This window comes from Corynebacterium sp. ACRPF (assembly GCF_022347395.1).
In the GTDB taxonomy this organism is placed as follows: domain Bacteria; phylum Actinomycetota; class Actinomycetes; order Mycobacteriales; family Mycobacteriaceae; genus Corynebacterium; species Corynebacterium tuberculostearicum_D.
This window is the reverse complement of sequence record NZ_JAKRNB010000001.1, coordinates 63,938-88,673: the sequence shown is the minus strand read 5'-3', so window position 1 is coordinate 88,673 and position 24,736 is coordinate 63,938. Positions and strand designations below refer to the sequence as shown.

Below are 24,736 nucleotides of genomic sequence, written 5' to 3'. Positions count from 1 at the left end.
AATAATGTGGTTAATTTTAACCTTGTGGCTAATGTTACTAAGTTTCTTCATCGTTCCCTATACCTAATCCTCGCTGCTGCGCTGGCTAGCGCTGCGCTTGTGTGTGCTGCGCCTGCCCATGCACAAGAAGGGCCAGCTCCCGCACCCGCCCCTGGCCCTGAAGAAGCACCGCAGCCAGCGCCAGCTCCAGCACCTGCTCCCGAAAATGCAAAGCCGGTTACCCCGCAGCCCGATGGGTCCCACCTAGTTCCAGAAGGTGTTAAGGAATCCACCCCGGCACCAGTAGAAGGTGGCAGCAGCGATGACACTGCAGCCCCTGTTCCGGATGGATCATCTCTTCCCGAGCCAGCGCCGCAGCCGGCAATGGTAGATACCAGCATCAATCCCAACCCGCCGTTTGCGCCGGGTTCCATGCAGTCCCTAGAGATGGAGCACGAGGGTAAGACCCGCAGGTACTTGTTGCGTATTCCAAACCACTACTCGCCGGAAAAGGCGGCGCCCGTTCTCTTCGGCTTCGGTGGGTGGGGAGATTCCCCGGAGAACTACTCCAGCTACGCGCGCATGCAGACCACCGAGGCCAATAACGAGGCCATCATCGTCTATCCAGAGGGATTTGAGCGAGCTTGGGAGGCAGCGCCCTATGCCAAGACCCGCGATGGGGAGGATATCCGCTTTATCAAGCGCATTCTTGATTCGGTAGACAAGGACTACCACGTAGATCGAAACCGCGTATACGCCATGGGCATGTCCAACGGCGGCGGCTTTACCTCGGTGCTTGGCTGCCACGCACAGGACACCTTTGCTGCTGTAGCTATGGTTTCGGGCGCCTTCTACAACCCGGTTGAGGTCAACTGTGCCGATGCGCCGATGAATACCCTCATCATGCATGGTGTCAATGACAAGATGATGACCTATGAAGGCGGTGACCGGCACGAGGCTGGATATCTCCCAGTGCGTACCGTGCTCGGCGGCTACCTGAAGCGCAATCGCTGCGATATGACCTTCCAAGCTACTCCGGAAGCAGGCGGCTCGGAACGCCTGAGCTTTAACGGCTGCCAGAAGGATGTACAGCTGGTCAAGGTTCCACAGGACCACACCTGGTTCTGGCAGCCAGATACTCCACGGGTGGTCTGGGACTTCCTCTCGTCTAAGACCAGGGTATAAAACAGCGGCGCTTAGCCACGGATAAGGCCCAGAGGAGAGATCCTCTGGGCCTAGTTTTATCGTTGGCTGCTCAAGAGCACTGTGCTAGTAGACGCGCGGCAGGTGGGTCGTAGCATCATCGGCAGGCTGCTGGGTTGGGGCCTTCTTCTTGCGGAAGAACTGGACATAGACCAACAGGCCGATGCCGAGCACCAGCGCGAATGCGCCTAGTCCCGCTAGAAGGCCCGCCCAGAAGCTGCTTTTTGCCAGGGTAGCGGTATACGCGGCGGCGTTAGTCAGTACATTCTCAGAGTCGCTGCCTTCCGCAGCGCCGGCATCCGGAACCTGCTGTGCACTAGCGGAGCCCGCAGCCTTGCCCTTAGTACGCTTAGTAGACTTTGCGTCCCGGGAGCCGGTGGACTTTTTGGCTGTCGAGTGGGAAGAACCGCTGGTGGAAGCAGAACGGTGCGAGCTCGTGCCAGTGGCCGTGCTCTTTCCGGTTTTCGCAGTAGAGGCAGAATCATTCACACGGCTAGCAGAGTGGTGGGTGGTAGCCCCAGAACCAGAACCGGACTTTCGCGTAGTACCAGAGGTTTGAGCTGAGCCCGTGGAGGGCGTGCCATGTGGAGCTCCATCCTTCCCAGCGTCTTGTGCCTTGGTGCGGGTGGCCTGCTTGCGCTTGCCTGCTTTATCCTTGCCAGATTCTTTATCGCCCTGTTGCGGATTACCGCCTTCCAGGAATTTCTGACCCTCCTGCAGGGTCTTGTCGAGCTCTTTGTCCAAGCCAGCGATGGCTTTGTCTACGTCTTTGACGTCTTTTTCCAGTTGCTTGGGGCGGCTATTTGAGTCGCCACCGTTGCCGGTAGCAGCGTCAGCATCGGTATAGTCCACGCCGCACAGGTCTGTCGCCGTGGCCTGCTCGCCGACGAGGAAACCGGCATGGAGGTGGTGTCGGGAGCCGTCGGGAAGCTCAAAGGTAAAGCTCACCGCATAGGTACCCGGCTCGGTAAAGACAAAGGCCGGGTGGGAATGGGAGTTGCCGGGGTAGTCCCAGGCGGAGCCATCGGCAGTATCCATAAGTACCTTGGGGCCACCAAGCTCCATCTGATAGGCCACGATACGGCCATCCTCGGGGCCCTGCGCGATAGCCATGCTCAAAGTAGCGGTGTCTCCGGTGGCGAGGAGATCTTGAGATAGCTCTTGGGTATTAAAACCCAGCCACGGGGCGTTGGGATCTTGCGTTTGCGGCAGTACCCAGCCTTCATCGGGCAGGGAACTATCGCTGAGCTCGGAAAGCGGCTGCTTGAGGTCATCAGATACCTCAATGGCAAAGGACTCAGAGTCATGCTCGATGTCCTTATCATCATCTTTGACCTTGAAGCTGAGATCGCCGGAATCGCCGCTGAGCGCCATATCCTGGTGGCCCTTGGTGATGAGGTCGAAGTCGCTGGCAGAGCAAGAATCGGTGGATTCTTCTGCATATGCGGTGGCGGGCGCGAAGAGTTCTACTCCCGCTCCCGGAAGGGCGCCGAGGCTTATCAGTCCCGCGGTGCCGAGGGCCACCGCAGTGCGGCAGACAGGTTTCATGAGGAGACGGATTCCTTTCGTGGGGTGGGGTGTGGGGCGTCGGAAAGCGAGGCACCTGCGTGCTTGCGGGCGCCGAGCAGTGGATGGATGGCCCATACAACCAAGAAAATGGCGGTGAGGGTGAGCACGATGGTGGCGCCGGCCGGCAGGTCAATGGCCCACGCCAGGTAGATGCCGAGGAAGCTCGACAGCGCACCGATGAGGGCAGAAAGGCACATCATGGTCTTTAGATTTGTGCTTAGCAGGCGTGCCGTTGCGGCCGGAGTGATGAGCAGCGCGAGGACCAAGATATTGCCGATGGTGCTCACGGAAATGACCACTGCGGCCGTGACGCACAGGTACAAAATGATGTCCAGCACAAAGACAGGCAAGCCCATTGCGCGGGCGGTTTCCCGGTCCAAGCACGTGGCGTTGAGCTGGGGGCCAAAGGCAATAACGATGGCGACAACTACGGCGCACACGCAGCCCGCGACGATAATATCGGTGCGGGAAACGCCGGTGAGTGAGCCGAAGAGGAAGCTTGTCAGCGAGGCACTATAACCATCGGTGCGCGAGATTATCACCATGCCCAAAGCGAAGGCCGCGGCGAAGAAGATACCGATGATGGAATCCGCGCGCACGTGGCGACGCTGCGAAAAGGCGGCGATGAGCAAGGCCACAACCGCACCGGCGACTGCGCCACCCACGAGCACCGAGGTTTGCAGGGCGAAGGCAATGGCTAGGCCCGGGAATACGGCGTGGGAGACGGCATCGCCAATAAAGGCCATGCCGCGCAGCACGACATAGCAGCCGATGACGCCGCATACGATGGCCGCAAGCAAGGAGATGCCTACCGCGCGGGCGAGAAAGTCAAGGTGGGGATTGACCAGGTCGCGCAGGAAATCGAGGAAGGAAATTTCTATCATGCGGTGACTCCAATGGCAGAAAGCAAAGGGGAACCGGCACGCACGCCAAAGGTTTTTGTCCACGGATCCGTCTGGTGAAGAAGGGTCGACGCAGAATCATCGGCTACCACGGTGCCGTTAAAGAGAATGAGGCGGTGGCAAGAATGTGCGGCTTCAGAAAGGTTATGAGTGGACATAATGATGGATGTTCCGCGGTGGGAAAGCTCTTCAAAAAGCTCGAGGAGCGATTCGGTATTGGGCGCATCTAGTCCGGTAAAGGGCTCATCGAGCAGCAGCACGTGTGGTTGTGTGGCGAGGGCCCGGGCGATGAGCACGCGCTGGCGTTGACCACCGGAGAGTTCTTCGATGGGGCGGGTAGAAAATTCTTCCATGTGAACCAGTTGAAGCGCCTCTGCCGCCGCGGCGTGGTCCGCGGCACGTGGCCGTTTGAGCCAGCCAATGATGCCGGTGCGCCCGCTGAGTACGGTGCGGTAGACATTGATGGGAAAGCCCCATTCCACCTCGTGCCGCTGGGGCACGTAGCCTACGATTCCCCCGATCTCTCGGGTACCGGAGGAGGGGATGAGCCCTAAGATGGCACGCATAAGTGTGGTCTTGCCCGCCCCATTGGGGCCTAAGAGCCCAATGAATTCGCCCGATCGGACCTCTAGGTTCGCACCTGTGATTACGCGCCGGTGGGATAGCGATACTTCCAGGTCGGCTACGGAAATGAGCGGTTTAGCCACGGCTATCGCCCCGCTTGGAAGAGCGCAGTACTAGGCCAAGGGCCAGCAGGAGTACGACTGCACCCACGCTGGCGAGGATAAAGACCCAAGTGGGGATGGAAGAGCCTGCGGTCTGGGCATCGTCTGGATTCCAAGTAGTGTCTTGGGCCGCTTGGACGTCGGCATCATCGCCCACGGCAAAGGTGAGCACGCCATCGGTACTGAAATCAGCGCCATCTTTGGTCTTACCTTTGACTCTGATGCCTACCTGATGGGTGCCTGGCTCTGTAAACGTCCAATTGGCATGGGTGTGGGTATTGAGGTCTACCCAGAAGTCTTCGTCGCTCTTTTGCGCGGTAGACCACAACAGCTGTGGTGCTTCAAAGCCGCCGTTTTGCAGGAAAAGGGAGAAATCGCCAGGACCGGAGTGGCCGAGGAATTCCATGGTGACTCCGCGATCGGCGGCATCGACAAGCGAGGGCGCTTGGGTATTCCAACCCAGCCAGGGAACCCCGACCTGCTCGGTTTGGGGAACCACCCAGACCTTATCGCCGGACTCAGCGCCAACGAAGCCAAAGTCATCCGTATCGGGAAGGGTTTGCTGTGCCTTATCGCCCACGGAAAACACGAGGTCGTCCAAGTGACGCCAGACTGGCTTATCGCCGGCATCATCGCGGGCCATAAGCTCAGACTCCGTGCCATCAAGCAGGGCGCCAACGTCTACGTGACCGGTATCGATGACCTTTTCTTCGCCCTGCGGGGCAACGTGTTCATCGGCACCGACCACCTGGGCCAGGTCGCCCGCCCAAGCAGGGCTGGTAGAAAGTGCCAAACCTGCAGTGAGGACGCAGGCGGCGGTGCGGGTGGCGGTACGAGTAGCGAATTTAAGCATCTTTATCTCCATGGGTGGGGTTGGGGTTCAGGCAACGCTGCAGGGAATCAGCGTTAAATTTCATAAGGTCGATGTAGGAGCTGACGGTGTCATCGAACGTGTCGCCGTAGATGGGGCACAGCTCCACGCCTTGCTCCGCGGCAGCCTGCTTCAGGGGCTCGGCGCTTGCCTGCTGCACGGGTTCTACAAATACGGCTGGCAGATGGAGGTTCTCCAGCGTGCGGCGCAAGGAAATGACTTCGCGTGGGGAAGGCTCGATGGCCGGATTGGGAGTGACGAAGCCGGCCACCGACATGTCATAACCTTGCTCCAGATAGGCGTAGCCGTGGTGCGTGGTCACAAGGTGCCGGTTTTCTTGAGGAATGGAAGAAATGGCGTGCTCTACGTAGGAATCCGTATCCCGCAGGCGCTGGGTGTAGGCCTCCGCTCGTTGGCGGTAGGACGCCCCGTGGGAAGGATCTGCCTGCGCCATTTCCTCGGCAATGACATCGACGTAGGCGATGGCGTTGTCCACGTTGTGCCATAGGTGCGGATCCACCTCGCCGTGGATGTGTTTTCCCAACACCGCCTGCGGCAATAGGTAGGTATCCGATCCCGGCCTGCCCAGGAAGCGGTAGGACGGATCCGGCGGTATGGGCTGCAGTACCGAAGAGGGGATTGACACCACGGTGGTGGCAGGGTCGAAGCGCTTGTCCTGGTCGCGCAGGTCAATGCGTCGCTCGGCTAGGTCTCCTGCAATATCCAGGTGTCCGGAATCTATCACTTGCATGCCTTTAGGCGGGTTTACTCCCACGGCCACAGTGAGGTGTTGGACGTCGGTGCCCTCTGCTTGAAACCCGAGGTGGTAGATTCCCGGCTGGGAAAATCCCCAGGACACGTGCGTGTGGGCGTTGGCCGGCAAGGTCACTGAGTCTTTTCCATCGATGCCATCGGCCGAGTTGAAAAGAACCTCCGGGGTGCCGAAGGTAGAGACCACATAGGCCGCGACGTTACCTGGCCCATCGGCAGAGACCATGCGGAAGTCCACTCCGGAAGAACGCTGCTGTGCACCGCTGATGCGCAGCCCCAGCCAAATTGCCTCGAGCGAGACATCTTCTACCAGCGGCACCAGAGTGGCACCGCGGGTGGAGGCAGCATCGGCGACTTCCACCACGGGGGCATCGGTGGATTCGTGCAGCGTATCGATGAGAGACTGTGGCTCCAGCAAGTAGCCATTGCTCAGTGCCAAATCGGCATTGGCAACATCGCGCACCGTGCGCAGCGTTGGCTCAAAGGTATGCGGATCTTTTCCGCTGGGGATAAGGCTTTGTACCCGGGCATCTTCTCCCGCGACGTTGCGCGCAAGATCCGCGAGGATCGGGGTGGTGGCCACCACGGCGAATTTTTCTCCGCTTCCGGTATCCAACGCAGCTGAAGGGGCACAACCAGTGGCCAGCAGGCAGGAGCCCAGCAGCGCCCCTATGGTCCGAAGCCTGCGTCTATGGGATAGCGCACGCGCCATTAGTCCGCTGCCTTAGCTACAGCTAGACGGGCAATGCCTAGCCCGAGGAAGAGCATGCCCAAGCCCAACGCTCCGATGCCAAAGGGAACATTAGGAGTCCCCGTATTGGCTAAAGAACCGCCCTTGCTGTGTGCCTGCCCAGACTGGCCAGTGTTTGATCCGGTGCTTGCGGTAGAGCCACCAGCGCTTGCCGACGCCCCACCTGCCGCAGCGCCATGCCCGCAGTCGCCGCCCTCCGGATTTACCGCAGCGCCCAAGTCGAAGTGACCGTTGTCAAAGGCTTCAGCCGGCTTGTCGCCGCCGACCACGAAGTGAAGTGTCGCTTCACCGGCAACTTGCTTGCCCTCATCGGTCTTGGCCACCTGGCGAATGGTGACGTCATAGGTGCCCTGCGCACCAAAGACCCAGTTGGGATGCACGTGCGTATTGGGGGCAATCGAATAGGTGCCCTCCGCCGCATCGGCATTGCCTCGGAACCACTCATCGCCCACAATCTTTCCCAGTCCGCCCTGGGAGTAGACCATCATCGGGCCAGGGCCCTTGAAGCCTGCTAACTCCCAGGTGACATCGCCAGGGATATTCTCGCGCATTGAAGGGCTTTGGGTATTAGCGCCGAGCCATGGCACACCATCGACCTGGGTAGAACCAATCATCCACGCCTGACCGGCTGGCACTGGGCCTACCTCTTGGGGCAGATCGACGCTGGATTTATCGGAGAGATAAAAGGTAGCGCCATCAGCATCGCGCCACTGGGAAGGGGAAACCGTATCGTCCTTGATTTGCGGAGTCATGCCCGGGGTGCACTCTTCGTTCCCGGAGGCGCCGGACTTATCGGCAGCTGCAGCGCCGCCCTTGTCTGCTGATCGTTGGGTGCTAGAAGCTTCTTGGTCATTGCTAACCTCGCCCGTGTCAGCCGATCGATCCGCTGTGGACGCATCACCGCCGTCGCCCACCTCCCAGGTGTAGGTCACAGCATTGCTGGACTCGCCGTTGGAGTGGGCCCGCACCGTCATGGTGTAGGTGCCAGCCTCGCTAAAGGCCCAGTTGACGTGCCTGTGGGCCGGAGTGGGTTGATTGATGACCTCACCGCTGGTGAGCTCCATTGAGCCGGAATCGGTCACCGTCTTGACATCGCCAAAGCCGCTGGTTTCAAAAACATACACTGAACCAGGTCCAGAGACTTCGGCGAATTCTAGGTCAACGTTGTCAAAGCCGCCATCGCGTGCAGGCTGGGTATCCCAGCCCGGCCAAATGATGCGCTGATCTTGTGTCTGCGGCAGGAAATAGGTGGGTTGGCCGATCTCTGGCACGGCCTCGGTGGCATCCGACCAGGCATCCTCGACAACCTTGAGCACCACATCATCGCCGGAGCGTGGAACGCCCGATCCAGTGATGTCTTCCTTCATCGATAGGTGTAGCTGGCCATCTGGGGCCGTGACATAGAAGGCGTCTACGTGGCCAGAGTCGAAGACCTCATCAAAGGCAAGTGCCGCGGCGGGGGAGAAGAAGGCCAGTGCTGTCGCAAAGACGGCAGCGAATACGTGAATGAATCGGCGCCGCAGCGGGATGCGCCGAGGGGCAAAAGAAGGTGAATGATGCATTGAGGTTTCCCGTCTAGTTAGTGGGGTAGAAGAGGCTTAGAAGTTGAGGCCGAAGCGCTTGCGAATGAGGTCCTCGTTATCGCGGAAGAAGTTATAAAAGGCCTTGAAAATCACCACGAGGACCGCTGGTAGGACCAAACTCCACGGGCTAAACGAGGAGCCTGTAGGCTCTTCTGGCCGGCCGGGGTGGGCTGGTGTGTCCGGGGTATCTGGGGTGGACGGTTGCGTGGAAGGCTCCTGAGAAGGCTCCGCAGAAGGCTTGTCTGTTGGACTCTCGCTGGGCTTTCCGCTCCCGGTCGTGCCCGGTGCGCGGAAGGAACAGGAATCCAATGTCTTATCGCCTACGGCAAAGGTGAGGGTTTGGGGCGCGGACTTTAGTTCCTTGCCGTCCGTGCCTGTGGCCGTATAGGTAGCCTCAAAGGTGTACAAGCCAGGCTTGGAAAAGGCCCAGTGCGTATGGGTATGGGCCGGAAAGTTGGTTTCGATGGTGTAGTCCTTAGCCGCAGAATTGGCGAGGACCGAAAAACCTTTGCCATGGGAGCCATCGATAAATGCGCCCCATTCGGCACCGTCCGGCGTGGAGGTGGGCTTCAAGTTGAGGTTGACGGCATTGTCCTTGGTTGAGGAATAATCCAGGTCCTGGGTGTTATAGCCGGGCCAAATGATGTTTTGGTCCTGGGTCTGCGGCAGGTGATAGAAGCGCTCACCAGGCTTTCCTAGGAAGTCGAACTCCTTGCCTGCGAGCTTCTTATTGCGCGGGGTGAGCGCATTATCGTGTACGCCGAGCACCACGTCATCGAGTTTGCGGTCAACAGATTTCTTGTCTATCTGTGCCGTGTCATCGCGCAGAACCGTTGCAAAGCCTCCCTCGGCAGGCTGGGCCTTGATGTCTACATGACCACGGTCTAGTAGGTACTTGTCGCTGCATTGTGCATTGCTGTCTTGCGGTTCTTCGGTGCCTGGCTGCGGCACGGAAGACGGAGTGTCTTCCTTGCCTGGGGTAGCCTCCGGTTCTTCATTGGAAGTGGAGAACTTCCCACTGATTTCATAGTTTTCACCAAAAGCAAAAGACTCAGTAATAACGCTGCTAGCATGTCCAGCCTTAAAGGTGGAATGGGGGAAGAGGTTAACCTTGGCAAAATAGCCTTTGAAGTACTCGCCCTCATCAAAGGCAACCTCGCCGTGACCGTTAGTAATAGGGGTTTCCAGATCCACAGTGGGGTATTTAGCCCCCTTCGTGTCATAGAGCCCGCCGGTGAGAAGGCCGTTGAAGTTTTTATCGTCGGTATCCACCACGATCTTGGTGCCACCATTGCCCTGCTTGCGCATGCGGATGGTGTAGCCCAGCTCTTTTAGCTCGGTTTCCTCGGTGGGGGCAAGCTGGCGCTGCTGGGAGGTTTGCTGCCACGTATCAGCGGCGGCAGAAGAATCGGTGTGGCTGGATTTACCGGGTTGGAAATCAAGGGGCTTGGATATCCAGCGTGGGGCATCGCCCTCTGGGGTGAAGACGGCCTGTACCTGGGACGGGTCGGGGCCCATATATTCGTCCCACTGAGCATGCCCGTCCTTAACGGGAAGGTCGGTGAGGAAGTAGCCGTCGATAAGCAGAGTGAGAGTGCCTTGTGCCTTGTTCTTGGCGTCGAAGGAAATGGTGGTGAGCTTGTCGTCACCGTCTTTTTCAGGATTGGACTTGGGGGCCATGCGCAGGCTGTAGCCTGCAGCAGCGGCGTTGCCGGCCGCAGACTGGGCGAAGCGCTCCTTGAGGCTCGGCGTTTTCTCCTCTTTGGGCTTTTGACCGCCAACTTGGATGGTGGTGGTCTGTGGCTCATTGGCTATGAGCTGGCCGTCCTTACCGCGCGCACTGGTGCGGTAGGTCAGGCGGTATCGTCCTGGCTTGGTAAACAGAGTGGAGTTGTGCGTATGTGTGCCGGCAACAAGGTAGGCAGAGTGCGGCGAATCCGGGAAGGAACCGAGCATACGGTGCAGCTGGGTTCCGTCCTCATCTTCATCTTTATTGGTAAAAAGCTCCACCTCGCCGGGGCCATCGACGTTGAGCAAGTCAAGGAAGGCTACGCCATCCCGAAATTTGTCCGTGGGCAGGGAAGCATCTGCGCCAAAGCCCAGCCAAATGGGCGAAGTATTACCGGATACCTGGTGCGGTGCTGTGTAGTAAGTCGTGCCAGGGGCCCCAATGTAGTCTTGGGTCCCGTTTGCCGGAAGCGTATAGAGATACTGGTTGCTGTTATCCGTAGCGCTGTAGCCCTTGCCCACCCAGGCAACAGTGTCTGCAATTGGGGGCTCTTGACCGCCAAACTCGGACTTTAGGACGAAATCGTTGTTCTCCCAGAAAGACTTGGGGGAGTCAACGTGGGTATTGGTAGCGATGTGCTTGCCATCATCGGGGCCTGCGACAGCCGTGGCGGGAGTGATAAGCGCCAAAGTGCTCAGCGTGGCAAGGAAACGGGTGCGTGGGGAAGCCACAGTTGGGAAGGCCTTTCTACAGTTCTCACAAGTTCACCAGAAACTATAGAAAATGATTCCCATAACCTGTTAGACGTAATGAAAGTCAGTTTCATTGACCTGTGGTTTTGTAGTGAAACCCGTTTCCAGTTACCCCAATTTGCGTGTAGGAATAGACTGCAAATTGCTGCGCGCCGGGCAGGTTTTAGGGGCGCTTGGGCTGGTGCGGACTGGAATCGGCGGCTCCACTACGATGGTGGGCATGACTGAAGTACGCGTTAGATTCTGTCCATCCCCAACCGGCACACCGCACGTAGGCATGGTGCGCACCGCACTATTCAACTGGGCCTATGCCCGCCATACCGGCGGCAAGCTGGTATTTCGCATCGAAGACACCGATGCCGCCCGTGACTCTGAGGAGTCCTACCAGGCCATCATTGATTCCCTGACCTGGCTTGGCCTGGGCTGGGATGAAGGCATCAATGTTGGCGGCCCGCACGAACCTTACCGTCAGTCCCAGCGCATGGACATCTACAAAGAGGTTCTGGACAAGCTTATCGACGGCGGATTTGTCTACCCGGCATACTCCACCGCTGAAGAAGTGGAGGAGCGCCACAAGGCGGCCGGCCGTGACCCGAAGCTGGGCTATGACAACTTCGACCGCGATCTCACCCAAGAGCAGATCGATGCTTTTGAGGCCGAAGGTCGCAAGCCGGTCTGGCGCCTGCGCATGCCGGAGCAGGACTGGACCTGGACCGACCTGGTGCGCGGGGAAATGACCTTCAAATCTGAAACCCAGCCAGATTATGTGGTTGCTCGTTCCAATGGTGCGCCGCTCTACACCCTGGTTAACCCGGTTGATGATGCCCTGATGCGCATTACCCACGTGCTGCGTGGTGAGGACCTGCTGTCTTCTACTCCGCGTCAGCTCGCGCTTTACGACGCCCTTAAGAAGATTGGCGTTGCCGAGTTCACCCCAGAGTTTGGCCACCTGCCCTTTGTGATGGGCGAGGGCAATAAGAAACTATCTAAGCGCGACCCGCAGTCCAACCTGTTTAATCACCGCGATAACGGCATCATCCCTGAGGGCATGCTCAATTACCTGTCCCTGCTGGGCTGGTCGTTGTCCGCGGACCAGGACATCTTCAGCATGGATGACTTGGTTGAAAACTTCGACGTCCACGACGTGCTGGGTAATCCCGCACGCTTTGATCAGAAGAAGCTCGAGGCCATCAACGCGGACCACATCCGCCAGCTGGACCCAGAAGAGTTTGCCTTCCGTCTGCGCAACTACTTGACCGAGTACACGGACTTCCCGGCTGACTATGACGGCGAGAAGTTTGTCTTCGCCGCTGACCTTGTCCAAACCCGTATCAAGACTCTGTCTGATGCCTATGGCCTCATGAGCTTTTTGGTGACCCCGGATGCCGATCTAAAGCTCGATGAGAAGGCAGCAAAGAAGAACCTCAAGGAAGAGGCCATTCAGCCGCTCGAGGTAGGCATCGAGACTCTCGAGGGTATTGCGGAGTGGAAGACCGAGAATATTGAGGCGGCACTATCCAAGGCCCTTATTGAAGACCTCGAGCTGAAGCCCCGTAAGGCCTACGGAGCACTGCGCGTAGCTATTTCCGGCGCTCAGGTTTCCCCGCCGCTCTTTGAGTCTATGGAGCTGCTGGGCAAGGAGTCCACCCTGGCGCGCCTTCGTGCGGCTCGTGAAGTGACTCCCTACGCGCCGGCGGCACAGTAGGAGGAGTGCCTCCCGTAAGGCGGCGATAGATATCTATCCCGCCCCTCGATGCGGTGAATGACAGCTGAACTACAGCGCTGTCATTCGCCGCATTTTTATTAACCATCCTAATGGCCTGAAAATGGGCTGTGTGCTGGCGATTTGGCAGTTTACGCGATGATCATTATAGTTATTACACGTTGCAGCGAGCAAGGGAGAACAGCCGAAAAGCAGTAAGCTTCCAACGCAAGTTAGCAAATGGCCTATGGTGTAATTGGCAACACAGCGGTTTCTGGTACCGCCATTCTAGGTTCGAGTCCTGGTAGGCCAGCAGTGAAAATGCTTTAAACGGCAGGCTCACTAGTTCTATGCCCCGTTCGTCTAGCGGCCTAGGACGCCGGCCTCTCACGCCGGTAACACGGGTTCAAATCCCGTACGGGGTACAAAGACCTCCAGCCTAAAGGCTGGAGGATTTTTCATACTCGGGGCAATTCTTTTCTTGGCGTCGTCATTTCCTGGCGCCATACGGGGTGCGAGTAGCGGGCGGCTACAACTGGTTATAACCTACCCCCAGACCATTGGCCTCGTTCGCGCAGGCCGCGGCCTGCTGCCAATGAGACCAGGGCTAATACCACCGCGAAGTTGTGCAAAACCCTTCCTGTCCTGCACGTGCAGGCATAAACTGCAAGTACAGCGGAAAACAAACAGAAAGGAGAGCGGGTGACAGAAAGCGAAACGCACCACAGCCAAGGCGCACAGCCCGAAAGCACAGCCAGGTAGTAACGCTATAATCCACAACTTCCTTCCCACCAACGTTTGTACGAAGTATAGGAGCCTGCAGCATATGCACTTCGACGCACAGCGCCATCCCGAGTCCTACTAGCACAGCGTTCTCGGCCACGGACTATCCACAGATTGCTTGCGGAATAACCACTGATTCGATCCGCACCTCGGCCACGAAGAACCTCACTGCAGTACCGGACTCGGGAATTTTTGAGTTTTCCTTCGACTTCCCTCAAAACCGTCCTTGACCGCGCGATTTGTGCTGAATTAACCCATCGTTTACTCTTAACAAGTCCGCAACGCACAGCGTGCGATTGCTGCGAACGCGCCCCGTTCGTCTAGCGGCCTAGGACGCCGGCCTCTCACGCCGGTAACACGGGTTCAAATCCCGTACGGGGTACCAACGGAAAGCTGCGAGCCAGATGGCTCGCAGCTTTTTCTCTATCCAAGACCTGTGCGGTTTAGCGGCATGTAGGACAGGTCTCGATGTCCAAGGGCTAACCGTCCTGCCCACGGGACGGTATGGGAGCTGGGGTAAAGCGGGGCGCAGACTCCCGTAGCGGTCCTTCAGTAGGGATTCAGGTGGGCCGTAAGTGGGTTACGTGCCCGATAGCTGCGTTCGAGGGAATCCCCTAAGAAGGAAGCTAGACCTAGCAGATAGGAAGGGTATCCGAGTCCCTTTAGTGGATGCATATGCGGCTTTCTCTGCCCCTTCTAGGTCTTTGGGGCACTAGCGTGGGACCCGACCATGAAAGAAGCCCACCAAGCCGTGAAAAAGGGCTTGGTGGGCGGTGTAGGAAGTGCGGAAGGGGAGGCGTCGTCCAGCGCTGCTACGCCATGACCTTCGTCTTCTTAATCGCCTTCTTGAGGCGCTTGTGGTAGGCATCCATGGCGCGGCGGAGAATGAGGCCGACGATGAGTGCAGGGATGGTAAACAGCAGTAGCATGCCCAACTCGCGCCAAATATCGCCGTGGTAGATGCCCGCAATGGCGCTGCGGAAAGCATCAATGGCGTACGTCGCTGGCAGCCACGGGCTCACGTTCTGGAACCATTCAGGCAGCAAAGGCAGCGGGTACGCGCCGCCGGAGCCAGAGACTTGTATCACGAGCAACAACACCGCTAAGGCCTTGCCGGCACTATCGAGTGTGATGACAAGCGCATAGATGATCAACATAAACACCAGTGAGACTATCCATGCGGCAAACATGAGCATGAATGGGTGAGCAGGCTCGATTTGGACGAAGAAGATGAGGCTGAGAACCACCAAGGTGGCCTGCGCAAGGCCGACCAAGCCGAGTGTGGCAAAGCGACCGAAGAACGCTTGGCCACGGGTGAATTCGCTCTCGTCGTATTTGCCGTTCTCGTCCTTGCGCAAGTATTTACGCTCGGCGTTGGTATGCACCAGCACGCATGCCAGAAGGGCGCCTACCCATAGGGACAAGGCGAGGTAGAACGGCGTCATACCCACGCCAAAGGCAGCGACAGGGTAGACCGGCTGGCGGTCTACAGCCACGGGAGCGGCGATGCGAGAGGCAAGCAGTTCTGGATCGTTGCCGACGATATCCGCTAGCTTGTCTAAATCGCCGCCACGGCGCGCCTCGTCGATTTTTCGGCCCATGTCCGCAAAACGGCCGCTTTGCTCCCGCAGGGTGCCGGCAAGGCCGGCGGTGGTATCGCGGGCGCGCGCCAGGCTTTGCTGTGGCGACCCGTCATCCTGGGAAACCGAAGAGCGAATGCCTGCGATGTCCTGCTTGACAGCATCAATATCGTCCGCGACAACCGAGACGCTCTGGTTGAGCTGATCTAGCTGCGGTTTGAGGTTCTCGTTATAGGAATTGCGTGCCTTTTCAGCAGCCTGCTTGGCATTGGCGATGGCATCCTTGGTGCGCTGCCGGGAGTCTTGGGACGTGCCCCGGCCTTGCTCAAGGTCATCGGCGGTAGATACCAGCGAATCATGCAGAGCGTTGCTCTGGGCAATGGAGGCATCTATCTGGCCCATCATCGCTTTATATCCACCCGCGACCGCGGCAGGTAGAGCTACTTTATCGGCTTGCTCCTTGATGGAAGTGCGAACTCCCTCAAAGGCCTGAGTTTGCTCATTCACCCGTTCAGCGGCGGTGCGGTAGGTCTGCGCCGTTTGTGCGCTGGTGGTGCTTGCATTATTGAGCAACTCATCGACCTGGGCAGAGAGTGCATCGTAGCTTCGCGTCGTAGCCGCCAAGGAAGCGTCGAGCGAACCAGCCGAGTCATTGAGGGTAGAGCGCAGAACGTCGATGGGGTTTTCGCCTTGGTCATTGTCTGTCTCCGTAGCCTGGCGGCCAGCCTCAGCGAGAATATTGTCCGCAGCCTGCGTAAGCGGCAGCGTGGAGTCGACCAGATTGCTTAGTGCACCTACGGTGCCAGCCGCAGCATCGAGGCGAGTGCTGACGTTATTGACGCGATTGTGCAGGTTATTGAGTGCAGTCTGGGTATCGTCCTCATTGAGGTATTTATCAAAATCCGAGACGACGCCAAGGCCGACATTGGATACCACGCGGGTGAAGGACTCGTCGATTTTCTGGATGACGCCGTCCGCACTCTTTTGCGTGATGGTGGTAGACAGCGCATTCTTCTTCTCATTGGTATAGAGGTTGAGCTTGCTTGGTTCGGTTCCTTCTACATAGAACGTGAGAAGGTCCGCGCTGAAGTCTTTGGGAAGGACAATGCCGGCATAGTATTCGCCGGACTTTGTTCCTTCAACTGCATCGGCGCTATCAGTAATGACCCAATCGATTTCGTGATTGCGGCTGAGCTGCGAGAGCACCTCATCGCCCAGATTAAGCTTCAGGGAGGCGAGGTCGCTTTCGTGGCCTTCATCCTCGCTGGCCACAGCAATCTTGAGCTGGTTGGTATTAGCAAAAGGATCCCAGCTAGCCAGCACGTTGAAGGACGTGAAAAGCAACGGGATGATGGCAAGGCCAAAGATGATGACCGCGGTCATTACATTGGTGCGAATGGCGTGGAGGTCATCGCGGAGAATGGTCAGAATGTTTTTCATGACTTACTCGCCTCCCTTTCCGGAGTCATCACCATCAACGGCGGGCATTTCCTTGGTCTCGCTGGTAGTAGAAGGTGTGGATTCCTCGTCAAAGTCCTCTAGGAGGTAGTGGTTTGGGTGTTCCTGTTGGTGCTCGAGGTGCTCCTGGATTTCCTCATCGCTGAGATCCGCCAGACGGTTATCGTGCGCGATGCTCTGCTTGACGTACTCAAGGGAGCAGATAACCCCCACCGCAATGAGCGTAACCAGGCAGGCCAGGCCGAAGATGATGGCCTTTTCTTCAGGGTTAATGCGTGAGTAGATGCCCAAAGCGACGACTAACGCTAGGCCTACCGCGACGGTGATCTTCATCAGCTGGGAGTAATTCTTGCGAGCCATGCTCCATTTATCCTCCAAGCTTTGTTGGTAGGCCTCGCGGTCATTCAAGGCATAGAGAAGGTCCGTGAAGCGATAACGGCTGCCAATGAGATGGACTTGCTCATTGATGACGAGCCCGCCCTTACGTAGCTCATCATTGACCAGCATGTTGACGTTGGACAGGCCGCGGCGCATCACAGTACCGATGAGGTAAGCGATCGCGGCCATGCCGATGAGCGCGGCAAGGTCGCGTGCATAGTGGTTGCCGTAGAAACCACCAACGGTTTCGCGCATGGCATCGATGCCGTAGGTAAAAGGCAGGAATGGATGTACCGCGCGGAAAAAGTCTGGGGTCATCTCAATCGGGTAGAGGCCGGAAGCGCCCGGAATCTGGATGAAGGCGAAGACCACCGCGATGCCGCGGCCTACGTGTCCAAACGTAGAAACCAAGCTATAGGTAATGCTCAGGTAGCACAGGCCCACGATAACAGCGGTAGCGACGTAGGCCAATGCATTCGCATGTTCAACACCAATGGCCAGGTTGCCGATGGACACGATGAGTGCCTGTGCGATGGCAAAGAAGGAAAGCAACAGGAAGCGGGCAAGGTAAGCCTTGGTAATGGTGAGGTTCTTGCGGCCCTGCGGGTCTACCTCCGCGCGGAAGATGATGAGCAGCATGAATGCGCCGATCCACAGCGTGAGGTTGATAAAGAGCGAGGACATGCCGGAACCGTAGTGCTTTACAGGGAATACGGCGTGGCTTTCCATCTCTGCAGGGGAGGCAAGGAAGGAAGACACCTCATCGGTGTTAAGGCCCTTGACAGACTGCAGGATGGAATTGTTATTGGCGGTATTGCTCAGCGCAATCACGTCGCTGCGGGAGGCGCGAAGCCCCTCCTCAATACCGTCGAGGTCCACAGAAAAACGCTCCACTACTTGCTGGGCCTGGCTTAGCTGCTCGTCGACGCCGCCCAAGAGCCCATCGGTTTGCCCGACTAGTGCCTGCTGGCTTTCGAGTGAGGCGGATAGCTTGCCGGTGGTAGCGGTGACGTCGGAAAGCGCAGCGTTGAGCTTGGGTAGGCCTTCGGCCACATTATCGCGCAGCGCGTGGGAATCATCGCGTGTTTGGGCGGCCATCTTTTCCAGCATGCCCGTGGTCTTATTGAGCGAATCGATGGTGTCGTTCGTATCGCCGTTGAGAGTATCTAAGTCACCGAGAACGGCCTTATTTTGATCATTGCGTTCGCGGAGGTCTCCTACCTGATCCTTAATCTGTTGGGAAACCTGTGGGGGCAGGGCCGGTGAAGACGCAAGCTTTTCAAGCTGATCGATGGCCCGGTCAGCTTCACCGACGATTCCTGACGCGCCAGCGGATGCGGCACCGACGCGATTGAGTGCGCCGCGTAGTTTGCCGGAGACCGAGCCTACGGTGGCATTGGCGGAGGCGGTGCCGTCCGCCATGGCGGTCGTGCCTTCTACATAGGCGGCGGTGGCATCATCCGAGAAAGAAGTGACTTCCCGCTGGACCTCTGCAGTAATGGAGTTAAGTTCATCCAGGGCAGTCTGCGCATCGTCGACGGTCTTTTGCACCGTGCCCAAAGACTCGCGGGCTTGCGCGATGGTAGGGCGCGCATCCTCGATGGTGGCATGCACGTCAGCAAGCTGGCTCCGGGAGTTAGCTACCGTATCTGCGGTCTCTGAAAAAGAATCCGCGGTCTTGCTTGCGGTGCGGTTAATCTTCTGGCTCAAATCGCCACCGGAGTTCTTTAGCTCCGTAGCCACCGAATCCGCTACCTGCTCATTGAAGGTCGAGCTAATGGTGGTGTCTAGGGTAGAAGCGCCAGTATCAGTAATCTTCGGTGCAATGGCGTTGAGCTTTTCATTGACGTGATATTCCAGCGTGGGCTGAGAATAGGTACCTTTAAAAAGGCTCACGAAATCGGCCGAGAAGTCCTCGGGGACGATCACCGAGGCGAAGACGTCACCCTTCTTAACGGCGTCTTCGGCTTCCTGGCGGTCCATGAACTGCCAGCCCAGTTTGTCATTGTCATGCAGCTTGTCAATCATCTGCCCGCCGACGTCTAAGTGGCCGGTCATCTCCGAGGATGCGCCTTTGTCCTCATTAACTACGGCGACCTTGAGGTGTTCTGTGTTTCCGTACGGGTCCCAGAAACCGGAGACGTTTACCCAGGAATACAGGGCTGGGGTGATCATCAAACCTATAAGGATCACCCAGACCTGCGGGGTCCGCCACAAGCGGACGAAATCTTGGAGAAATATCTTCCAACTAGTAATCACTCGAAGAACCGTAGCACCCAACCGGAAAGAACTAATAGTCTGACTGTCAGTTTTAACAGAAATGAGAGAGTGCGTCCTGTCGAGCTCGCAGATATGTTTCTGGTGTGAATTTCAGGGCGTTCTAAAGCGAAAGAACAGACATAGAAAAGGCCGCCGTGACCCATAACGTCAGGGGCCAGGGCGGCGCGATAAGGGGCTAAGCCCCGACAGGCGATTAGTGCTCGTCGTAGTGATCGCCGTGTGCGGCGTGGCGGTGGCCATCGTGCAGATAGTCCACATGGTCGCCGTGCGGGATAGCTACGTGGCCGCAGCCTTCACCATGGGTGTGGTCGGCGTGCGCCTCGGCTTCAACGTGCTCGGTGGTCTCGCACTCATCCCAGTGGCCATCATGCTCACGGTGAATGTGGCCCTCGTGGAGGTAGTCAGTGTGGTCACCGTGCGGGAAGGAAACGTGGCCGCAGTCAGCGCCGTGGGTGTGGGTATGGTCTTCGTGGGTGGTGTGGGTCATGATGCCTGATCCTCTCTGGTGGGGGAAGCCCCGTTGTTTTCAGTGTGTTTTCATTAAACCGTATTTTCATTTCGGTTTCAATAGGTGTGGGCGCGTTTCTCTAATTTTTCCGGTTTGGGAAATAAAAAGGGCCCGCCTCCTTGGGGCTAGGTGGAGGCGGGCGTCGTAAAGCTGGGGAGGACCTTAAAGGAGATTGCTCAATTCGCGTGCGGCGGAAGTGAGAATGTTGGCGTATTTCTGGGCTGGGGAAGGTTGGAAGCGCTCGACAGATCCGGAAATCGACAACACTGCGAGGAATGTCCCGGAACTATCGAAAACGGGCGCTGAGATGGAGGCTAAGCCGGCTTCGCGTTCCTCAATAGACTCGGAATAGCCTTGGTTTCGGGCCGCCTCAATGTCTTCTTGGGTAAACGAGGCGTTATCGGTATTGATGTCTACGTATGCGGCAATGATGCGCGCGGCAGAGCCGGAGCTAAGCGGTAGCTGGCGCCCGACTGGTACGACGTTGTGGAGGCCGGATTCCGGCTCCCTGGTGGCAATGCAGGTACGGGTATTTCCGGTGACCTCGTAGAGCTGGATGGATTCTCCGGTGTCTTCGCGCAGTTTCTCCATGATTGGCCCGGCTGCCTCGAGGAGATGATCGCGGTTGCCGGGGAGGGCAGGGCCGGCCTTCCACTTTCCATCGGGGGTGCGAACGAGGATGCGGTGTGCCTCGAGTGCGGTGGCCAATCGATGTGCCGTCGCCCGAGGCAGCCCCGTGGTTTCGCATAATTCATTGAGGGTGGAGGGGTGGTTGGCGGCAGCCATCATGATGGCCATTGCTCGATCCAACACTTTAATTCCGGAAACTTCGCTATACTCTCCCATACAATGAAATCTACGTCCCAAATTATGAGATTTCAAGTGTGGAGAGATGTTTATGAACCAGAAGCTGACATTGGCAGAAAAAGTCTGGCGCGATCACGTCGTCCAACACGGCGATGCTGGGGCCCCGGACCTTATCTTTATTGACTTTCAGCTACTACATGAAGTTACCAGCCCGCAGGCCTTTGATGGCTTGCGGCTGGCCGGCCGCAAGCTTCGTCACCCTGAACTGCACCTGGCCACTGAGGACCATAACGTACCCACGCAAGGCATCAAGTCCGGAAACCTCTTGGAAATCAAGGATGAGGTTTCTCGCACCCAGGTATCGACCCTGCGGAAAAACTGCGAAGAATTTGGTGTGCGCTTGCACTCCATGGGAGATGCGCAGCAAGGCATTGTCCATACAGTTGGCCCACAATTGGGAATCACGCAGCCAGGTATGACCATTGTCTGCGGCGATTCGCATACCTCCACCCACGGTGCCTTTGGTTCAATCGCAATGGGCATTGGTACCTCTGAGGTAGAACACGTCATGGCTACGCAGACGCTTTCTTTAAAGCCATTCAAAACCATGGCTATTGAGGTGACTGGCGAGCTGCAAGAAGGGGTATCTGCCAAGGACCTCATCTTGGCCATTATCGCGAAAATCGGTACCGGTGGCGGGCAGGGCCACATCATTGAATATCGCGGTGAGGCCATCCGCAAGATGTCCATGGAAGCGCGCATGACGATGTGCAATATGTCTATTGAGGCAGGAGCCCGCGCCGGCATGGTCGCTCCCGATGAGACGACCTTCGAGTATGTCAAGGGCCGCGAGTTCGCTCCCACAGGAACAGACTGGGATGCTGCAGTTGAGTATTGGAAGACACTTCCCACGGACGAAGGGGCAGAATTCGATACTGTCGTGGAAATTGATGGCTCCTCGCTGACCCCATTTGTTACGTGGGGAACTAATCCTGGACAGGGCCTTCCGTTAGGGGAGAAGGTCCCAGATCCGGAAGATTGTGGTGACGATAATGAACAGGCCACTGTGGAAAAGGCTTTGCAGTATATGGACCTGCAGCCAGGTACTCCGCTGCGCGATATCAAGATCGATACCGTCTTCGTCGGTTCCTGTACCAATGCCCGCATCGAAGACCTGCGCGCTGCGGCCGACGTGGTCAAGGGGCGCACCATCGCTGCCAATACGCGGATGATGGTCGTGCCGTCCTCCGCCGTGGTCAAGGCCCAAGCGGAGGAGGAGGGCCTCGACGAAGTCTTCCGACAGTTCGGCGCGGAGTGGCGTACCGCCGGCTGCTCGATGTGCTTGGGTATGAACCCAGATCAATTAGCTCCGGGCGAGCGATCCGCCTCCACCTCCAACCGCAACTTCGAGGGGCGACAAGGCCCTGGTGGGCGCACGCACCTTGTCTCCCCGCAGGTGGCTGCCGCGACTGCCGTGACCGGTTACCTGTCTAGCCCTGCAGACCTGGATTAAGCGCATAGAAAGGCATTGACAATGGAGAAGTTTATTACCCATACGGGAACGGGCGTGCCGCTGCGCGCTTCCAATGTGGATACTGATCAGATTATCCCCGCGCGCTACTTGAAGTCGGTCAAGCGTACCGGTTTTTCAGAAGGCCTATTTTCCAATTGGCGCTCCGATGACAACTTTGTGCTCAACCAGGCGCAATTCAAGGATGGCTCGGTGCTTTTCGCGGGCAGTGATTTTGGCACCGGTTCCTCCCGTGAGCACGCTGTGTGGGCACTGAGTGAATACGGCTTCCGCGCGGTATTTTCTTCCCGCTTTGCAGATATTTTCCGCGGCAACGCTGGAAAGTCTGGACTGCTTACTGGATTGATGGAGCAAGAAGACATCGAGCTCATCTGGAAGCAGTTGGAAGCCGGGGAAACCCAGGTCACCGTGGACCTAGATGCTCGAACGGTCACGGTGGGAGAAAATACTTACCGCTTCGATATTGATGACTACACCCGTTGGCGGTTGATGGAGGGGTTGGATGATATCGGCATTACCCTCCGCAATGAAGATGCAATCGCTGCGTACGAATCGCGCCGCCCCAGCTTCAAGCCCGCTGTTCACGCTCAATAGCAGAAGAATCGATGGCGATCGGCGGGCCAGCAGCGTACCTACAGTCCTAAGAGGCGAAAGGTCTGTAGGGGTGCCGTGCGTTCATACGTGAACCTCAAGCTTTCGCCTTGGGGTAGAGGTGGGGGTACAACTCGGTAACGTATAGGTAACAATTGCTTGCTCCAGTTTCCCGCAACAAAGTATCCCCCTAGCTTTAGATTTATGAGCAATCCCTATTCGAATAATGATTCCTTCAATTCAGGAAACAATGGTGCCGAGCACCCTGGAGCCGGCAATGAGTCTGCATCTTATGGACACGATGCGAATGGTCAGCCTGGCTACGGCCAACAGCACTATGGCCAACAGCAGTTTGGCCAGCAACAGTATGGACAGCAGCAAAACGGCCAGCCCGGATACGCCGGAAGCCCGTATCCGGGAGACGATTCCCTGTTTGGCCAAGATGTAGATGCTATTCAGGTCATCGGCGATAGCTTCCGGTATTTTGGTCGCAATTGGGCACAATGGATTTTTGGCCCACTGATCCAGGGCGTAGTGATGTTTATCCTCTACTTGCTATTGATTGCGGTCCTAGCGGGCAGCGGATCATCCATTGATGCCCTAGCCAACAGTAGCTCGGGGTCTGATGCTGCGCTTACTGGCGGGTTGGTCGCAGTGATGGTTCTTGTCTTTATTGCGATGTTCCTCGTGATGATTTGGGCATATAGCACCTGGTACCAGGCCGCCAATAAGCAGGTGGATACCGGCACGCTGCAGATAACGGACTTCCTCAGCTTAAAGAATATCGCCGGACTCATGGCGGTCTATTTTCTGTCGTTCGTAGTTGTCATTCTGGGCTTTTTCCTCCTGATTATCCCGGGCCTCTTTGCTGCCTTCTTCTTCACGTGGATGCCGGCCGTCAAGGCTGCACGCCCTGAGCTATCCGTGGGCGAAACCTTTGGTGCATCCATCGAGGTGGCAAAGAAGAATGTTGGAGTTACCATCTTGGTGCTCGTGCTCATTGCCGTCCTGTACGCCGTGCTGAGCTTTACTATCGTCGGCATCATTTTGTTCCCGGCGCTGAATACGCTCATTACGGTCCTCTTTGTCCGCCGCACCCTTGGACTACGCGGCTAGAAAGCTGCGTAGTCGCACAATAGGAGTGCACAGAAGGCCCTGCCGGTCCACCGAATCAGGTGGCAGACAGGGCCTTAGCCGTAAAACGGGAAAGGTGAAAAGCTAGCGCACGGGCAGTGGGCTGGCCAGGTAATCGGCACCGGTGAGCTCGCCGTTGTTAAAGGACAAGACCCATACAGAAGCCTTCTTAAACTTCAGCTTGTCCACGGGCTTCTTGAGGAACTTTGGTGCGAGGTCTTCAATGATGCCAGGAATGGTGGCGCCCTGGCTTACGATGACAGGCACGCCGCCGTCGTTGACCACGCGGCGGAAAGCTTTCTTGGCTGCTTCTGGGTCGTTCTCCCAAGCCTCGTCGCCAAAGTTTTTGTTGATGGAAATGTCCTTGCCTAGTTCGTCGGCAAGCGGGGCAGCCGTCTGCTGGCAGCGCTGGGGCAGTGCAGAGTAAATAGCGGTGGGGTGGAACGCGCTGAGCATCGGCACCAGCATCTCTGCTTGGCGGCGGCCCTTTTTATCCAGTGGCCGCAGGTTGTCATCGCCTTCCCAGCTACCGCTTTCATGCGCGCGTGCGTGGCGCACATAGAGCACGCGGGTAGCGGGCGCGATGCGCAGGCGCTTGGCCGCCTTGGCCACTACCGCGGTATCAACGTCGTAGGACAGGAGGTCCTGCGCCTCGTCGATGGGCAGCCACCGCAGCTCATCGGTTTCACTATTGGCGGAATAGGTTCCGCCCAGGTACTTGGCCACCCAGTAATAGACCACCTTTGTGCGGCCCTGGACTGGGTACGTTACCTTGCCAATGAGCTTGCCCAGACGCACGCTAAAGCCGGTTTCCTCCAGGATTTCGCGGGTAGCAGTGGTAGGCAAGGATTCGCCGGGATCGACCTTGCCCTTGGGCAGGGACCAATCATCGTAATGGGGGCGGTGGATGAGCGCGAATTCCGGGTCCTGCGGGGACCCGCGCCAGATTACGGCGCCGGCGGCAAGGGTAGTGCGGTGGAATTCCTTGGCAGGGTCCACCGGGATTTCCTGATGGCGGCCGGAAATAAACTCCTCGTGCTGCTGATCCTTATCGGTTTCGTGCATCTTTTTAATATTGGGCATCGTCTGCCTCCACGGGGCCTTTCCACAGAAATTGGGTGTTTGAAAACAACGTCTAAGCGCCCATTG

The 24,736-nt window shown here is 57.6% G+C and carries 17 protein-coding genes and 3 tRNA genes; 8 read left to right on the top strand and 12 right to left on the bottom strand.

All coding sequences use genetic code 11. The features are described 5' to 3' along the window. Positions 1-24: 24 nt before the first annotated feature. Entirely contained in the window at positions 25-1,164 is a 1,140-nt protein-coding gene (locus MHX61_RS00400; RefSeq protein ID WP_239191417.1) for a PHB depolymerase family esterase, read from the top strand. Positions 1,165-1,248: 84 nt separating this feature from the next. Here MHX61_RS00400 and MHX61_RS00395 read toward each other — a convergent pair whose 3' ends face one another. The 7 genes from MHX61_RS00395 to MHX61_RS00365 are packed head-to-tail and all read right to left on the bottom strand — an operon-like array spanning position 1,249 to position 10,814. Continuing rightward, positions 1,249-2,730 carry a choice-of-anchor M domain-containing protein gene (locus MHX61_RS00395; RefSeq protein ID WP_239191415.1) on the bottom strand — a complete coding sequence of 494 codons (1,482 nt, stop codon included), beginning with the start codon at positions 2,728-2,730 and terminating at the stop codon, positions 1,249-1,251. Continuing rightward, positions 2,727-3,635: an anchored repeat-type ABC transporter permease subunit gene (locus tag MHX61_RS00390; protein WP_005323315.1), complete on the bottom strand. Its 909-nt coding sequence runs from the start codon at positions 3,633-3,635 to the stop codon at positions 2,727-2,729. Before MHX61_RS00390 ends, MHX61_RS00395 begins: the two co-directional genes overlap by 4 nt. Continuing rightward, on the bottom strand, positions 3,632-4,366 hold the full coding sequence (locus tag MHX61_RS00385; RefSeq protein ID WP_370658394.1) for an anchored repeat-type ABC transporter ATP-binding subunit: 735 nt from the start codon (positions 4,364-4,366) through the stop codon (positions 3,632-3,634). Before MHX61_RS00385 ends, MHX61_RS00390 begins: the two co-directional genes overlap by 4 nt. After that, positions 4,353-5,231 carry a choice-of-anchor M domain-containing protein gene (locus tag MHX61_RS00380; RefSeq protein ID WP_204609296.1) on the bottom strand — a complete coding sequence of 293 codons (879 nt, stop codon included), beginning with the start codon at positions 5,229-5,231 and terminating at the stop codon, positions 4,353-4,355. The genes MHX61_RS00385 and MHX61_RS00380 overlap by 14 nt, the downstream gene beginning before the upstream one ends. After that, the gene (locus MHX61_RS00375) at positions 5,224-6,732 is read right to left on the bottom strand and encodes an anchored repeat ABC transporter, substrate-binding protein (protein ID WP_239191411.1); all 1,509 of its coding nucleotides are present in this window, start codon (positions 6,730-6,732) and stop codon (positions 5,224-5,226) included. The genes MHX61_RS00380 and MHX61_RS00375 overlap by 8 nt, the downstream gene beginning before the upstream one ends. Then, positions 6,732-8,333, bottom strand: coding sequence for a choice-of-anchor M domain-containing protein (locus MHX61_RS00370; RefSeq protein ID WP_239191406.1), 1,602 nt, complete (start codon positions 8,331-8,333; stop codon positions 6,732-6,734). Before MHX61_RS00370 ends, MHX61_RS00375 begins: the two co-directional genes overlap by 1 nt. Before the next feature lie 36 nt (positions 8,334-8,369). Continuing rightward, complete coding sequence (locus tag MHX61_RS00365) at positions 8,370-10,814, bottom strand: choice-of-anchor M domain-containing protein (protein WP_239191405.1); 2,445 nt, start codon at positions 10,812-10,814, stop codon at positions 8,370-8,372. Positions 10,815-11,046: 232 nt separating this feature from the next. On the opposite strand from MHX61_RS00365, the gene gltX reads away from it, so the two are divergent. The 4 genes from gltX to MHX61_RS00345 all read left to right on the top strand — a co-directional run bounded on the left by gltX (position 11,047) and on the right by MHX61_RS00345 (position 13,705). Continuing rightward, positions 11,047-12,540 (top strand): glutamate--tRNA ligase, encoded by a 1,494-nt coding sequence (gltX, locus tag MHX61_RS00360; protein WP_239191636.1) that lies wholly within the window; start codon positions 11,047-11,049, stop codon positions 12,538-12,540. A gap of 238 nt (positions 12,541-12,778) precedes the next feature. Beyond that, positions 12,779-12,850 (top strand) — tRNA-Gln (locus MHX61_RS00355). A gap of 39 nt (positions 12,851-12,889) precedes the next feature. Next, positions 12,890-12,962: transfer RNA gene (locus MHX61_RS00350), tRNA-Glu, on the top strand. Positions 12,963-13,629: 667 nt separating this feature from the next. Next, positions 13,630-13,705 (top strand) — tRNA-Glu (locus MHX61_RS00345). Positions 13,706-14,132: 427 nt separating this feature from the next. Here MHX61_RS00345 and MHX61_RS00340 read toward each other — a convergent pair. From MHX61_RS00340 to MHX61_RS00325, 4 genes are all read right to left on the bottom strand, one after another. Beyond that, on the bottom strand, positions 14,133-16,340 hold the full coding sequence (locus MHX61_RS00340; protein ID WP_239191404.1) for a YhgE/Pip domain-containing protein: 2,208 nt from the start codon (positions 16,338-16,340) through the stop codon (positions 14,133-14,135). Between the two features lie 3 nt (positions 16,341-16,343). Continuing rightward, entirely contained in the window at positions 16,344-18,995 is a 2,652-nt protein-coding gene (locus MHX61_RS00335; RefSeq protein ID WP_301438135.1) for a YhgE/Pip domain-containing protein, read from the bottom strand. A gap of 214 nt (positions 18,996-19,209) precedes the next feature. Next, entirely contained in the window at positions 19,210-19,503 is a 294-nt protein-coding gene (locus MHX61_RS00330) for a hypothetical protein (RefSeq protein WP_234447205.1), read from the bottom strand. 183 nt (positions 19,504-19,686) lie between these two features. Next, positions 19,687-20,370 carry an IclR family transcriptional regulator gene (locus tag MHX61_RS00325; protein WP_239191400.1) on the bottom strand — a complete coding sequence of 228 codons (684 nt, stop codon included), beginning with the start codon at positions 20,368-20,370 and terminating at the stop codon, positions 19,687-19,689. A 52-nt stretch (positions 20,371-20,422) separates the two neighbouring features. Here MHX61_RS00325 and leuC point away from each other — a divergent pair, with 52 nt between their 5' ends. The 3 genes from leuC to MHX61_RS00310 all read left to right on the top strand — a co-directional run bounded on the left by leuC (position 20,423) and on the right by MHX61_RS00310 (position 23,569). After that, positions 20,423-21,844, top strand: a complete 1,422-nt coding sequence (leuC, locus tag MHX61_RS00320; protein WP_239191398.1) for a 3-isopropylmalate dehydratase large subunit — start codon at positions 20,423-20,425, stop codon at positions 21,842-21,844. Positions 21,845-21,865: 21 nt separating this feature from the next. After that, positions 21,866-22,456 carry a 3-isopropylmalate dehydratase small subunit gene (gene leuD, locus MHX61_RS00315; RefSeq protein ID WP_204609277.1) on the top strand — a complete coding sequence of 197 codons (591 nt, stop codon included), beginning with the start codon at positions 21,866-21,868 and terminating at the stop codon, positions 22,454-22,456. A 201-nt stretch (positions 22,457-22,657) separates the two neighbouring features. Further along, positions 22,658-23,569: a hypothetical protein gene (locus MHX61_RS00310; protein WP_239191396.1), complete on the top strand. Its 912-nt coding sequence runs from the start codon at positions 22,658-22,660 to the stop codon at positions 23,567-23,569. A gap of 102 nt (positions 23,570-23,671) precedes the next feature. Here MHX61_RS00310 and MHX61_RS00305 read toward each other — a convergent pair whose 3' ends face one another. Then, a complete protein-coding gene (locus MHX61_RS00305; RefSeq protein ID WP_239191394.1) occupies positions 23,672-24,670 on the bottom strand; it encodes a bifunctional NUDIX hydrolase/histidine phosphatase family protein in 999 nt (332 codons plus the stop codon). Positions 24,671-24,736 lie beyond the last annotated feature (66 nt).